Here is a 15,183-nt window from a genome sequence, read left to right on the forward strand (position 1 = left end):
GTATTATTACTATGACTAAACAAATTGACATGTTAAACGGAGATATTAAGATAACTCTGATAAAAATATCTTTACCTATTATTTTGACAAATTTGATTCAGACCGCTTTAGGAATGTTTGATATGATTTGGGTCGGAAGACTTGGCAGTAATGCAGTAAGTGCAATTGGAACAGCCAGTTTCTATGTGAATCTAGCAACAGCAGTATCAACTATTATTACAGTTGGTGCTGCAGTTCTTGTTGCCCAAGCTCTTGGTTCAGAAGATAAGAAGGAAGCAAGGCTAATAACCAAAAACGCACTATTCCTATCAGTGTTGATCTCAGTGCTGTTTAGCGTAGTTGTATCAATGAATTCTAAGCAGTTGCTATCTTTCTTTGGAATTAAAGAGTTCATCATTCTTAGGAAGGCTAACGATTATTTGCAAGTCTCATTGATTGGAGTACCATTTCTGTTCTTGGTTTCAACATATACATCAGTTTTCACAAGTTATGGTAATACTAAGGAAACTTTCAGAGCAAATTCAATTGGCTTGGTTATAAATCTTGTTCTTGATCCAATTTTCATATTTGGCTTCTCCATATTTCCGGCTTTAGGGGTAAGTGGGGCAGCGTGGACAAATAATATAGCGCGTATTATCACTTTAGTTCTGCTTGTTCTGAATTCTAACTCAGAGATTAAGAGTAGCTTCAGGGAACGGATGAAAATTGATAAAGTATTGAGAATATTCAAACTCAGTTTTCCCGTCACAGCCCAGCGGATATTGTTTATATTTATTTCTATGATTATGACACGTATTATCGTTAGATTTGGTTCTGAAGCTATTGCAGTACAGAAAATCGGTGTGCAAATTGAATCGATTAGTTATGTTACTGTCGGTGGATTGCAAGGTGCGGTCGCTGCATTTGTTGGGCAAAATTATGGTGCGAAGAATATTGATAGAATTGATAAAGGATATGGCATCTCTTTGAGATTAGTGTTTTTCTTTGGAATTCTCATCTCTTCTGTATTTATAGTTTTTCCAAAACAAATATTCGGTATTTTTATATCTGAACCAAACGTGATAAATAGTGGTGTCGAATATATGCGGGTGATTGGATATTCTCAACTATTTATGTGTATTGAGTTGTTGACTGTTGGGGCATTTAACGGAATAGGCAAAACTTACGCACCACCAATTATTTCGATTATATTCACACTTGGCAGAATTCCACTTGCATTATTGCTATCAGAATATTTAGGGCTCAGTGGGGTATGGTGGAGTATCAGTATTTCTAGCATGTTAAAAGGTATTGGATTGTATATTTGGTTTAAGATGACGATGCGTAAGGAGAAACTGCAAAATGAATAATAGAGATTTAATGCTTAAAGGGAAATTTGGACTTGAGAAAGAGAATTTGCGCGTCGATTCAAATGGTCGTCTCTCTGGGACGAAACACCCAAGTGAGTTCGGTGAATCAAATATTTACATTACTCGAGATTTTTCAGAGTCACAAATTGAGATGGTCACGCCTCCATGTGATTCAATTGAGGAAGCATACGATTTTCTTACAAATATACAAAGTGTAGTGGAGCAAACACTCACAGATGAATATCTGTGGCCACAGAGCAATCCACCAATCCTTCCTGACGATGAAATGATAAGTATTGCTGATTATGATGATGAGAATAAGAAAGAGTATCGATCCTATTTAAATAAGAAGTATGGAAGTAAGCGATCAGTTATTTCAGGTATTCACTTAAATATGTCATTCGATGAAGAATACATTGAAAAACTATATCGAGAGACTAACACTAAAATTGAATATAACGTTTTCAAAAATGCACTGTACTTGAAAATCGCAAAACATTTTCTTTTTAACCGTTGGCTGATGATCTATCTCCTGGCAGCAGGTCCAGTCTTTCATAGCAGTTACATAAAACAGTGCGTTGATATTAGCGAAAGAACTGAGGATGGTGACTGTTCTTATTCAGGTTTACGAACACTTCGGAACAGTGTATGTGGGTATAGAAATGAAGAACACTTTACTCTAGATTTTAGTACAAAGGATTTGTATGAACAAAGTGTAATGGATCTGATTGTCAACAAGGAAATCTCTACGGAATCAGAGCTTTACTCTGCAGTTCGTGTAAGAAAAGATTCATCAGGAGATTACGAGTATTTAGAGTTGCGTTTTATTGATATAAACCCTCTCTATGCGAATGGTGTGAGCATTAATGATTTAAAGTTACTACATCTATTTATGGTATATTTCGCAAGCATGAAAGATTTTGATTTTACATCAGATCTTCAAACAATTGCTTCAATCAATCAAGACAGTATTAGTAGAATTTTTGATACTGACAAAATAGTCGGTTCAAATAAAGAACCAATTGAGTTCATTGAAGAGGGTGAGAAACTGCTGAATGATATGCAAATCTATTTCAACAATAAGATTTCCAGTGAGTATGATCACAAAGTGATTATTGAAGAAGCAAAAATGCGTTTAGTTGACCAAAGTAAATCATATTCGACAATTATTAAAGATGCTATTTCTAGTACCAACTATATTGACTACCATATGAATATCGCCAAAATTTTGAAAGACAAAGTGTTTGCTAACCCAACTCATATGAAAGGGCTCGAAGGAATGGAACTATCAACGACAATTTTGATTCAATCCGCAATCAAGAGAGGTTTGGAATTTGAAGTTATTGATAGAGCTGAGAATTTTCTGAGAATAAGAGATATCAAAACAAATAAAACTGAATACATTAAGGAAGCTACTAAAACGAGTTTGGATAATTACAGTAGTGTGCTTATGATGGAGAACAAAAAGGTTACTAAAATGGTCTTGGATGAGAACGCCATTAAGACACCTCAAGGATATTCAGTTTCCAATATCGGACATGCAGTTGATCTATTAGATAGTGGGAAGTTACCTGAGAGAATTGTAATTAAGCCTAATAATACGAATTTCGGAATTGGAATAACAATCTTTGAAAATATGTATACAAGAGAAGATCTTATCAAAGCAATTGAATTAGCACTCAAAGAAGATGAGACGGTCCTTTTGGAAGAATTCATTCCAGGAAAAGAATACCGATTCTTAATTATTGATGGAATCGTGCAGGGAATTTTGTTCAGAAGAGCAGCAAGTGTATTGGGGGATGGAATAAACACAATTAGTAAACTGGTAGAAATTAAGAATCAAAATCCATTACGTGGGCATGGATACACGAAACCTTTAGAACAAATTAAAATTGACAACACTGTTGTTAGCTATTTGTCTGAATCAGAATTGATGCCATCTAGTATACCTGATAAGGACCAACGAGTTTACCTCAGAAAGAACTCTAATATAAGTACAGGAGGAGATAGTATTGATGTGACAGAACTGATTCATCCATCATACATTGAAGTTGCTGAAAAAGCAGCAAGAGCAATGAATGTGAGCATTACAGGAGTAGATATGATTATATTTGATTATGCTCAAACTGCTAATATGTGCAATTACGCGATTATTGAGATGAATTTTAATCCCGCAATTCATATACATTGCTTCCCATACAAAGGAACGCAGCGAAAAATAGGGGATACTGTATTAGATGCAATTTTCGGATGAAAATATAGTGAAATAAGCGAGACTTCAGATAATAAGAAGTCTCTTTTCTAATGGAATTACTGATAAATAGATGGTCAATTAGAAAAGTAACGGTTAGTGTCAAGTAAGTGTGGAATCAATTACTACGTAAAAAGAAAAGAACATCAGACCTGATGTGGACCCCGTCAAGTAGACAGATTAAATAAATAAAATGTGTAGTGAACTTTTCAGTTTATATATAATTGGTGAGTTCACTTTTATTATGCTGTTTCGATTTGATTGATTCCCAGTATTTTTCAATTGATCGATTAATCGGAACTGGATATCGTTGCGGTGATTTATTATCTAAACCCTTTTTACGTACCTGAGAAGGTGCTTGATTGTTAAATCGTTTTTGAAGTAGTTCGTTATTGTAGAACGTAATATACTTATTTATTCCTTGAATCAGCTCATCTTCAGTTCTGTAGTCGTTTAAATAGTATTCTTCGGTTTTAATTTGTCCCCAAAAGTTCTCGATGGGTCCGTTATCAATGCAACACCCAACTCTTGACATACTTTGCGTACATCCTTGATACACTAGTAGCTTTTTAAAAATATGACTTGTATATTGAAAGCCTCTATCACTGTGGACTAACGGTGATACTCCAGGGTATTTATTAAATGCTGCTTTAAATGTATCTAAGACAAGTATATTGTCGTTCTTAGTGCTTATTTGATAAGATACGACACTTAAGTCATAAAGATCAACGATTGCACTTAAATATAATTTTTGTGTTGAACTCTTGATTTTAAATTCCGTGACATCTGTAACCCATTTTTGATTTGGTTTGTCTGCATTAAAGTTTCGACTCAATTTATTTTTTGATAGTACTTCTGGAGTTGAATATCGATATGTAGATCGTTTTGAACGAATAACTGCTTTTAAACCCATCACATTCATCAGGCGCTTGATTAGTTTTGGGTTTACGTGATAATCATCATAGGTGTTAATCCACATTGTCATTCTTCGATAACCAAGTATTCCCTTATATTTTAAGTGATACTTTTCAATGAGTTCGATTAGGTCTTTGTTCTCAAGTTCATGCTCACTTTCCTCATGTTTCATCCACTTGTAGTAGCTACTGCGTGCAATACCTAAGAGTAAACACATTTGACTAATACTCCAACCGAATTCCTCATGACATTCAAAAACTGCTAGGTATTTTGTTTCTTGCTTGAACCTCGAGAGTATCCTCTCCTTTCGATTTCTTTCAACTTTTTTAAAAGTGTTGCTTCCATTTCCTTTTCTTGAAGTTTCCTCTTCAACACTTCATTCTCTCTTTGAAGTTTCTCAAGTTCTGTGAGTTCAGATTCTTGTTTTCTTCGACCTCGTCCATCGCCAAGACCAAGTTCTCCAGAAAGATTATATTTCTTAACCCAGTTATAAACTTGCGCGTAAGATACACCATACTTAGATGCTGCTCCTTTATAATCTCGGTTATTTTCAAGACAGTATCTAACGATTTCTAGACGCTCTTCTAATAAAGTTTTTCTAGGTTTTGACATGTAGACTTCTCCTTTAGGATCGTAATCATCGATTACTTCAAGTCTATCATATTTTACTACCCAGTTCCTTAACGTTCCAATCGATCGTATTCCATATTTTAATGCAATCGATCGCATTGATCCTTCGCCACGTAAAACTTCTTGAATCGCTACTTCTTTAAATTCTTTTGAATAAGAATTGTTTCTTGTTCTTTTCCGAAAAGCAGACGCTCCATACATCTCGTATTCTCTCATCCAGCCTCTAATTGTACTATTTTCTACATGATAGCATTTTGAACATTCTGCTACTGACATTTGACCATCTGTGACTTTCTGAACTATCTCTACTATTTTCTCTACATTATATTTTCTTTTTCTACCACTTATTGTCAAAAAAAGATCCTCCATTCAATAGACTCCAAATTATTTATTTGGGGTGTCTACTGAATGGGATCATATCAACCGGTGATGTCCTTTTCTTTTTAGTTGCAAACCTCTGTTATCTGACAACTTCAAGTTGGTGGGCAAGATTTTAACAGACAAGTTTTACTAATTTCTCATCAATCTTATACAAAAATAATCTACATCCTAATGTTAAAAAAGTTTAGTTTTGTTATACTAATTTAAATAGAAGAAGATGAGGGTTGAATCATGACATATTTAGACGAGATTATTAATATTTTTAGAAAAGGACAACATATAGTTAATCTTGAATGCTCACCTGATGACCATGATAGACTAATAAAGTCATTCATTCCGATTCTTGATATTGACAATTCGGTCATTCTATCGAAAGACGATGAATTGTATGGTTTTATGAGTGTAAAGGAATATCTCGAGTTCTTTTCCAATTTGAAAGGAACAAATATTGATTTATTCGATGTTGCTGAAGTTGTAAAAATAGAGCGGTTTTTACAAGTGAAAATTTCAAAACTTACACCGTCACTAAAAAAACGTGTTTTAATCGCACGAGCTCTTATCGTCAAAGCCAAACTGATTATTATTGAGGAGCCACTTTTAAATGTGGATCGTGAGAGTGCGAAAATTATCGTAAGCGCGCTTGAGCACATTAGTGTACAAGGTACTTTCGTATTATCAACCTCTAATTCCTTTCGCACAGTATCTTTACTACCTGGAAATTCATATCACATTCATGACAGTTCATTGATTCCGATTTTCGAATCAATCGACTTTAAAACTTTTAGTAATGAATACGCTTCAGATGAACTACATCCAATTATTGAAATTAAAGCAGAGGGGAAAATGCTTTTGGTTTCAATTGAAGATATTGTTTTTGCTGAAAGTATTGAATCAGTTTGTCATGTTTATATTAAAAACTCTTATGTTCCGACTAATTTCACATTAGAGGAATTAGAAGATAAACTTCGAGAATATAATTTCTTTAGATCACATCGTTCTTATCTCGTTAATATCGCACGTGTGAGTGAAATTCAACAGTGGACTCGTAATAGTTATGTACTCACATTAAATGGAGTCGAAAATGAAAATATTGAAATCCCTCTCAGTAAACGTCGATATAAAGACTTTAAAGACCAGCTCCATTCAGCATAAATATTACTCCACTGGGTAATAAATGTGTTCTGTTGGGGGATAATATTAATTCACTCAGGTAAAATCTATCGACTTTGATCTTAATTCCTCTATAGTTAGTATTACGGCAACAAAAGCCAGGAGGAAACTAATGAAATCTTGTTTAAAACTTAAAGACGTAAGTGTAATGTATAAAGATGTACCTGCATTAAATAACATTTCCTTTGATGTAAAAGAGGGAGAAATATTTGGTTTTTTAGGACCTAGTGGTGCAGGTAAAACCACTACGATTAAAGCTCTAACTAAACAGTTGAAGACTAATTCAGGAACTATCGAATTATTTGGAAAATCACTAAACGAATATAAGGACTCAGTTTATGACAAACTAGGTATTATGTCAGATTCAAATGATATTTATGAAAATTTGAGTGTGTATGATAATCTTAAATTTTTTGCGGAGATTAAGGGCATTGATGAGTGCCTAGTAAATCCATTACTTGAAAAAGTAAACCTCTTTAGAGATCGAAAAAAAATTGCGAAGAATCTATCGAGAGGTATGCGTCAACGACTAATACTTGCTACCGCAATTATTCACCAACCAAAACTTCTGTTTCTAGACGAACCTACTGCCGCATTGGATCCGAAAACTACCGCAGATATACACGAATTGTTTATGTCTCTTAACAAAAGTGGTACGACTATTTTCTTAACAACTCACTCGATGGAAGAGGCAGAAAAGTTGTGTGGTCGAATAGCTTTTTTAGATCAAGGGTCAATTGTTGAAATGGGTTCACAAGAAAGTTTGAAGTTAAAGTATGCTCATGATGAGATTGTAGTGCAGTTCGAAGATTATAGCAGAGAGTCCTTTAGTAAGGATCATCAGGGACTTCTACTAATTGCCAATAAATCAATTCAGAAAAAAGTAATGAGAATTCATTCTAATGAACCAAGTCTTGAAATGATATTCTTAACAGTTACAGGGAGAGATAATTATGAAATTGCGTAAATGGAAAGCGTTGCTAATTAAAGATACTAAATTGGTATTTAAGAACAAGAATATAATACTACTATTATTATTACCGCCAATATTTGCATTAGTATATTCAAATCTCTTTACTCATATGGTAGAAGATGAGAGTATTTATGTCTTACTATCGTTGATTACTGGTCTTGGCTTGATGGTAATTGGTAGTTCAGTTATGGCTATGGCGATTTCTGAGGAAAAAGAGAAAAAAACACTACGCTCTTTGTTACTATCAGATGTTTCAGCAATTGAATTTATTTTAAGCAAAATGGTTATTATTTTGATACTATTCACACTTATGATGAGTATATGCTATTTAATTGTCGGGGCGCCACGATCGTACATGCTAGAATATTTATTAATAATTGTACTTAGCACGATTTCTTTGTTACTTATTAGTTCGATAGTAGGAATTCTCTCGCCGACCCAACAAGCATCTAGTGTTTTGTCAGCGCCAATTATGTTCGCTTTAGGCATTCCAATGTTTGCCTTAATGGGTCTAAATGAAGTATTACTAATAGTTTCAAAGTTTTTCCCAACCGGTCCAGCTCTATTCATGTTGAATGCTAAAGCAGGTCTAATGGATAATTATCCTTCATTACTAGGATATAGTTCAATGATTCTATGGATTCTTATTTCGTTATCAGCATTTACCTATTTTTATAAGAAGAATAGTATAGATAATTAACTAATGTACTCGTTATTTTGGGTTAAAGTCGATTAGTTAGGATTTTTTGTAAAGAAGAATACATTATCTAATTAGTAAATTAGTCGTACATTTTGATTAAAGCTTGAATATATAATTTTGCATCAAACTTAGTTTGGTGCTTTTTCTTTTCGAAAATTGACCAATCAACATCAGAAGACTTGAGTGATTTTATGCCATTATAATCATTGACCGAAAGTCCTTGCAGATACAATAATTTTAGATTGTAACCATTCAAATGGTTCATTCTATGATTAACATAAATCTCCAGATTATCTTGAGCATATGCTTTGAGATTACGGGTGAAGTTCGATGCAAGAGTGTGTGATATTGATGACTCCATACTACAACTTATATTGTGCTTATACGCTTGTCTTATGCTTCGTTGTTGGTTTTTGAGATACTTAACCTGTTGGTTAATTGAATCAAGTCTCTCGAGGTTATTACTTCGTATGATGCCGATAAGTTTATCAAAGGATTCATCTTGGCATTCTAAAATATTTTCCTGTAGTATTGCTTGAATATCCTTGTCTTTTGTAATCCGATTCAAGGCTTGTTTAAAGTGAAATTTATCAAGTAAGAATTTACTTTTCACACTTTCTAAAGATACGAACTTCGTTGATTCTTTAATCCAGGGCGCTCCATCACCGATGAAATAGATTTGCTTGATTTTCTGTGCATCATAGCGCTCATGAAGGACATCTGCAACTGTTTCCCAAAACATTTCACGCATGCCCATTACGTGGTACTTATTCGTGACTACACGGCGTTTAGACCCTTCTATACCTTCGAAAACAACAGCAGACTTGACCATCTTATTCTTTCTAGTATTTAAGTGAACATACTTTTCATCCGCCATAATGTACAGAGTTGTAGGAGTTTTCTGTTTGGGACTCGACACATCAAACATTTTAGCATTACGAATGGAGTTGAAAACAGTTTGCCTAGAAATCGTGAATGAATCATTATTGCTTAACGAATAGGCGTTGCCAATCTTCTCTCCAACGATTCTACCAACCTTTAACATTGAGTTGTGATCTGCGTAAAGTGAAAGAAGCATGGACTTGATACAGGGGTCGTATCGATCGTACTTTGGAAGACCCAATTTTTTGTCAACATAGCAGTAGGTCTTACCGGTTATTCGATCAAGGTATATAGTTCTATTGATATTCACTTTTCCGAAGGGTGTTATTAGTGTTCTTGTGCGCTTGCACTTAACATAGAATTGATTAACACGATGCTGACTGTATCTGAACTTGTAATCCATTTCTTCGATGGTCGACTCCAGAAGGACCCGAGCTGCTTCGTAAGTTACTTCACTAATGTTTTCAATCACATTTACATAATCAAATACACCATTAACAGAACCCTGCGGATATGTAAGCTCACTAAGATTATTGGATACCTTAGCAATAATTAAATTGAATAACTCAGACATTTTGTTTTGTGTTAAAATAGACATGTGGTTTTCCTTTCTTGATAATTTGATGAAGATTGCAACTAAATCATATCAGTTTTGGATTCCACACTTATTTTACACAATCAAAGTAACGTCAAGTATTGTTTTCTTTTGCGACATCTGTTATATTATATGTAGAAGTAGTTCCCCCCTTAGGAGAATAATATGTTTAGTATGTGACTCCGTCAGACCTTGTGACAAAAGTTCGGACACGAGAACGGGTAGTCCACCATTATTGAAAAGCTCTAAAAGCCACTATATAGTGGCTTTTTCTTATGTTTATTATAACACATTAAGATATAAATACAAATGTTTATTATGAGATTTGCTGGTTAATTTATACTATTTTCCTAAGTACTGTCCATATTTACAGTATAGTACCAACAAACTGGACAGTAATTGGGAAATTAATTGCCTAAATTAAAATTCTTTTTAAAAAATTATCCTCAATAAGAAGCATTTTACATTTAAATTGTTTGATAAATTGTGTATTTTATTTAATTGGTATATAATTAAAATTAGAAAGAAAATAAAGTAGAGGAGATAATATGAAGAAAAAAATTCTGTCATTATTTATAATGGTTGGATTGTTAGTTAGCTATAGCCCAATTAGCGCAACTGATATTACTAGTGCTACAATTGAGAATGTTAATACAGTTCAAGAACTTCAAGAAGCTATTGTAAATTCATCAAATGGAGATACGATTAAATTAAGTTCTTCTTTTGTGTCAGGGCCAGTCATAATAAATACCCAAAATAAAGAAATTACAATCGACGGAAGTGATGTTGTTTGGGATACAGGAAATATTTCAATCAATGGAAATGGTAGATTAACAATAAAAAATATTAAGGTTGATGGAACGAATATTTCTGGAAGGCTTCTTAAGTCTTCGTTAACAGAAGGAACTCTAAATCTGGAAGATATGGAATTCTATAATGCTTCGGGTGGAGCTCTTGACTTAAATTCACCAGCAGGTGTACAAACCACTATTTTGAGAGTAAAAATCTTTAATAATACAGCTGGTGCAGGTCCCGCTGTGTTTTTAGGCTCAAATACAAATCTTCTAATAAATTACTCAACGATTGATAATAACGTAGGAACCGCAGGAGGATATGAGGGTGGAGCGATTGCATCAAAAAATTATGCTGGAAAACTTGAGATTACTAATACAGTATTAAGTAAAAATGTTAATAAAGGTGCATTTACTGGAGTAATTGGTGGTGGTGGTGGAGCGATCTTTATGAATCGATTCTATGGCACATTGAAAATCAATGAATCCTATTTTAAAGAGAACAGTACAAATGGAGCAGATGGCACAGTAGCGAAAACGTATGATGGTGGAGCAATTTATATTCTCTATGGATCAGGTGGGTCAACCGTAGATATAAACAATTCAACGTTCGATGGTAATATAGCATATGACGATGGTGGAGCGATCATGATTCAAGGAAATGAAACCCCTGGAATTACTACCACAATTCGTAATAGTACATTCTATGGGAATAAAGCTTATGGACTAGATGGTGCAGATGTAACAGGTGGTGCTATACAATTTTTCCAAGATGGTGGAAGTACAGATATGGAGAATGTTATTATAAATTCTACTTTTGTTGAAAACCAAGCAGGAAACGATAAGAGCACTGTCAATCAAAAGGGTGGAGCAGTATCAACCAGTGGATCTGGTTGGGGAGCATTGATGGTTAGTGTTGACCTTTCTAACTCACTATTCATTGGAAACACTGTGTATGGAAGCGATGGAGAAGTTAATGAAGCAAGCAATTATAAAGACGTCTCTTACTCTTCTTCACTAATCAGCTCTAATTTAATTAATATTGATAAGGGATTATCTCCTCAAGCAAATAAAAACGACGTAATAGGAAAGAATAATGCTGGACTTTCAACAAATTTTTCAGGAATTGTTGCAGGAGTTGATAAACTTGTTGTTCCTACAATCCCGTTAAAACCTGACGGATTAGCGGAAAATAAAACGATTTCTAAAATAGATGGTCAAGATCAACGTGGATTAATTCGCTATAAGGATTTTGGAGCAATTGAGACAACATGGATCAAATATGATTCGAACGAAGGCAAATTTAATTTACCTCCACAAACATCTTATAGTGGTGGAATATATTATGAAAATGATGAAGAAGGATTAATTGATAATTATTTCAACTTAGGTTATGTTGGGAGAAATGATACAATTGAGTCAGGCGTTTCTTTAAATATAACGAGAGAAGGATACATTTTCACCGGTTGGTCAGAAGATAGAAATGCCATAACCCCAGATTCTAAGTTTGGTCCAGGTAATGAGTATACTCATACTGGAGAGAATAAAGTGTTGTATGCCGTTTGGGAAAAAGTTCAAACCGAATTCTCAGTAACTTATAAAGACGGCCTTAATGGAACAATATTTGCCGATCAAACAAATTCAGATATCCCTAGAAACACTGTTACTCCTGAGTTTATGGGGTCTACTGATAGAGAAGGCTATACCTTTAAAGGTTGGAACCCTGCTCTTGAACCAACAGTAACACGTGATGCGGTGTATACAGCAGAGTGGGAAATCAATAAATACACAGTAACGTATGAATCGAATGGAGGAACACCAGTTCAACCTGAAACTGTGAACTATAATAAAGTCTTTACGCAACCAACAAATCCAGTAAAAGATGGTAATATCTTTAAAGGGTGGTATAGTGATGAAGCACTAACACAAGCATATGACTTCTCCACACCAGCTAGCAAGGATATTACACTGTATGCGAAATGGGAAGAAGAAGTCATCCCAGTCAAAGAATTTACAATAACCTATACAGATGGTGTTAATGGTACAGTCTTTGCAGATGAAAGCATAGTAGCCAAAGAAGGCGAAGCTACTCCTGCTTATAGTAAAGAAATATTGAGATATGGCTATATCTTTGAAGGTTGGTCTCCAGAAGTTGCGGCTACCGTTACAGAAGATGTAACCTATGTAGCACAATGGAAAGCAATCGATATCTTCACAGTAACCTATACAGATGGTGTAGATGGTGAAGAAATCTTCAAAGACCAAGTGACAAATGTTTATCGTAATGACCCATCACCACAATTTGAAGGAAATGAACCTACAAGAGAAGGTTATATCTTTAAAGGATGGAGTCCAGAATACGTTGGAGTAGTAACAGACAATATAACGTATACTGCTCAATGGGAAAAAATCGTTGAACCTGTTAAAGAATATATGGTCACGTACACAGATGGAACAGAGAATGAATCATTATTTAAAGATCAAGTATCTGTCATCAAAGAAGGTGACGTAACACCAGCATTCAATGGAATCCCAACACGTGAAGGTTATACGTTTGAAGGCTGGTCTCCAGAAGTTACAACTACTGTAACACAAAATGTCACGTATGTAGCACAATGGAAAGAAATTGAAGAGCCAATCAAACCTGTTGATCCTACAAATCCTGTCAAGCCAGTGGAACCAGCACTTCCTCCAACTGGAGTATCAAATAACCACATAGGATTGTTAATCAGCTTACTTGGAAGTTTATTAGTTGGCTTAAGACTTATTGTTGACAAAAAGAAGAAACTGTACAAATAATCAATCAAACTGAAAGTGAGTCATTTCAAAAACGGCTCACTTTTCTTATGAAAACACAACTGGACACTAGTGAATAACTAACATCCAATTTATATGTCAGAACTGGACGTTACTTTTGTAATTGACACTCACTAAAAAATTTAAAATAATTTGGCTTTCCAAGTGCCAATATGGTATTATAGTACTAGGATAATAAACGCGAAGGCATATCCTAAGATATGCGCTAGGCAACGCCACGATTCAAACACAAAGTTCGACTACGTACAGCCGAGTGCCACCATTAATTTTTAAGTCACTTCGGTGATTTTTTTTGTATATCAGGATAAAAGCTAAATTATAATATAAAAGTAAAGACATTCTAATAACTAAAATGGAAAACACGCTTTGATTTACTAGAAAAAGATTTGTAAAGAAAAACAAGAAACTTAATATTAATTCATAGTTCTAACTGTAAAAAAACACAGTTTTTTTAAAAAAAAATGCTTATGACATTTTAAGGCTGTTTCATGACATCAAGACGACGAGATTTTAGGGTCATGCTATCATTCATATATATGAATATTGTGCTAAATGTTAATAAATTGTGCAATTTCAGAGGAGGATATATGAAAAAAATTAGAGAGAAAATTGCGATGCTGTTTTTGGCATTGTTATTAATTATCAGCTCGTTTAATTACAATGCTGATTTATTTGCGGATGAAGGAGGACTTGAAGAAACAGAACAAGTATCTTTACAGGAACTAGATAGTATTAATCCTGAAAACGGAGAAGACCTAGTACCGAAAGAAGAAGATTCAAAAAAAGTTAAAGTTGATTCCATATCAGGAATAACAGTAACAATTCCAAATTCAAGTAACCTAAAGTTTCAAACGTATATTGATCCTGTCACAGGATTAGGACCAGATAAAATGAACCTTCCTCTTGCTCTATCAGTTGATAAAGCTGGGATGACAGGATTATACTTGGAAATCCCATATAGTGGATACATGCCTTCATTAAATGATGAGGTTTTTGAGAATTTCATTATGGATGAAGATATTTTTCAGTTTGTTAATACTGGTACACCTGAAGGTAACTCTATTGTAGAATCTATTGAGGATGATGTAGTTAATAAATTAATAAAAATTAAGTTAAAAGAGACAACACAAACTGTTGAAACAATTAACTTAACATTTATGTTTAATCAAAACTACTATTCTAAATTAGCGCCGAATCAAATTATCTGGAAAGACATCCAAGCAACGATCAAGTCAGAAAGTGATGAAGTTGTATATCAGACAGAAAAATACAACGTAACATCAGAGGCTAGAGATGGAATGGCAGTAGACGCAAGCTTGCGTTCACCGTCTACTCCTTTTGTTTCGACCGATATAGCTACTTTTAATGCTGTTCACCGAAATAATTACAACGCAGCCTCTATTTTAGATGAAACTTATGAAAACAATATTATGTACTTCGATATTCCAAAGATTCTTGAAGTTGAATTGACACCAGGTGGAGCATTCAATAACTATGAAACTATTGACTTGGGGATGTAATTCGTTATCAAGCTAAATTTAAGGACGCTAAAGAGTACTACAACTTTTGGAATTATGGTGGAAATCCAAACTCTAACTATAATTCAACTCCTATTACATTATCAGGGTTTGATTTATTAAATATAGGAGAAACTGTAGATATTGTAGTTGGTCAAATTTACAAGAAAATTAATGGACCAGTAAATGAGAATACTCATACATTAACTTAT

At 34.1% G+C, this 15,183-nt stretch carries 10 protein-coding genes; 7 read left to right on the forward strand and 3 right to left on the reverse strand.

Annotated features, from left to right (window positions below; all coding sequences use genetic code 11):
* Positions 1–11 precede the first annotated feature (11 nt).
* Both G7059_RS03920 and gshAB read left to right on the forward strand, forming a co-directional pair.
* On the forward strand, positions 12–1,349 hold the full coding sequence (locus G7059_RS03920; protein WP_166080787.1) for an MATE family efflux transporter: 1,338 nt from the start codon (positions 12–14) through the stop codon (positions 1,347–1,349).
* Complete coding sequence (gene gshAB / locus G7059_RS03925) at positions 1,342–3,603, forward strand: bifunctional glutamate--cysteine ligase GshA/glutathione synthetase GshB (RefSeq protein WP_166080789.1); 2,262 nt, start codon at positions 1,342–1,344, stop codon at positions 3,601–3,603. The genes G7059_RS03920 and gshAB overlap by 8 nt, the downstream gene beginning before the upstream one ends.
* 211 nt (positions 3,604–3,814) lie before the next feature.
* Here the strand turns inward: gshAB and G7059_RS03930 are convergent, their stop codons facing one another.
* Entirely contained in the window at positions 3,815–4,813 is a 999-nt protein-coding gene (locus G7059_RS03930; RefSeq protein ID WP_166082061.1) for an IS3 family transposase, read from the reverse strand.
* Positions 4,777–5,499 carry a helix-turn-helix domain-containing protein gene (locus G7059_RS03935; RefSeq protein WP_166080790.1) on the reverse strand — a complete coding sequence of 241 codons (723 nt, stop codon included), beginning with the start codon at positions 5,497–5,499 and terminating at the stop codon, positions 4,777–4,779. Before G7059_RS03935 ends, G7059_RS03930 begins: the two co-directional genes overlap by 37 nt.
* A gap of 258 nt (positions 5,500–5,757) precedes the next feature.
* Between G7059_RS03935 and G7059_RS03940 the strand changes: the two genes are divergently transcribed.
* The 3 genes from G7059_RS03940 to G7059_RS03950 all read left to right on the forward strand — a co-directional run bounded on the left by G7059_RS03940 (position 5,758) and on the right by G7059_RS03950 (position 8,369).
* Positions 5,758–6,678: a LytTR family transcriptional regulator DNA-binding domain-containing protein gene (locus tag G7059_RS03940; protein WP_166080791.1), complete on the forward strand. Its 921-nt coding sequence runs from the start codon at positions 5,758–5,760 to the stop codon at positions 6,676–6,678.
* 130 nt (positions 6,679–6,808) lie between these two features.
* Positions 6,809–7,663, forward strand: coding sequence for an ABC transporter ATP-binding protein (locus G7059_RS03945; RefSeq protein ID WP_166080792.1), 855 nt, complete (start codon positions 6,809–6,811; stop codon positions 7,661–7,663).
* Entirely contained in the window at positions 7,650–8,369 is a 720-nt protein-coding gene (locus tag G7059_RS03950) for an ABC transporter permease (protein ID WP_166080793.1), read from the forward strand. Before G7059_RS03945 ends, G7059_RS03950 begins: the two co-directional genes overlap by 14 nt.
* Positions 8,370–8,448: 79 nt before the next feature.
* On the opposite strand, the gene G7059_RS03955 is transcribed toward G7059_RS03950, so the two are convergent.
* Complete coding sequence (locus G7059_RS03955; RefSeq protein WP_166080794.1) at positions 8,449–9,849, reverse strand: UPF0236 family transposase-like protein; 1,401 nt, start codon at positions 9,847–9,849, stop codon at positions 8,449–8,451.
* Positions 9,850–10,394: 545 nt separating this feature from the next.
* Between G7059_RS03955 and G7059_RS03960 the strand changes: the two genes are divergently transcribed.
* Together G7059_RS03960 and G7059_RS03965 are read left to right on the forward strand one after the other, a co-directional pair.
* On the forward strand, positions 10,395–13,436 hold the full coding sequence (locus tag G7059_RS03960) for an InlB B-repeat-containing protein (RefSeq protein WP_166080795.1): 3,042 nt from the start codon (positions 10,395–10,397) through the stop codon (positions 13,434–13,436).
* Positions 13,437–14,041: 605 nt separating this feature from the next.
* Complete coding sequence (locus G7059_RS03965; protein ID WP_166080796.1) at positions 14,042–14,974, forward strand: hypothetical protein; 933 nt, start codon at positions 14,042–14,044, stop codon at positions 14,972–14,974.
* The last annotated feature ends 209 nt before the right edge of the window (positions 14,975–15,183 follow it).

It is taken from the genome of Erysipelothrix sp. HDW6A, from assembly GCF_011400295.1.
In the GTDB taxonomy this organism is placed as follows: domain Bacteria; phylum Bacillota_I; class Bacilli_A; order Erysipelotrichales; family Erysipelotrichaceae; genus Erysipelothrix.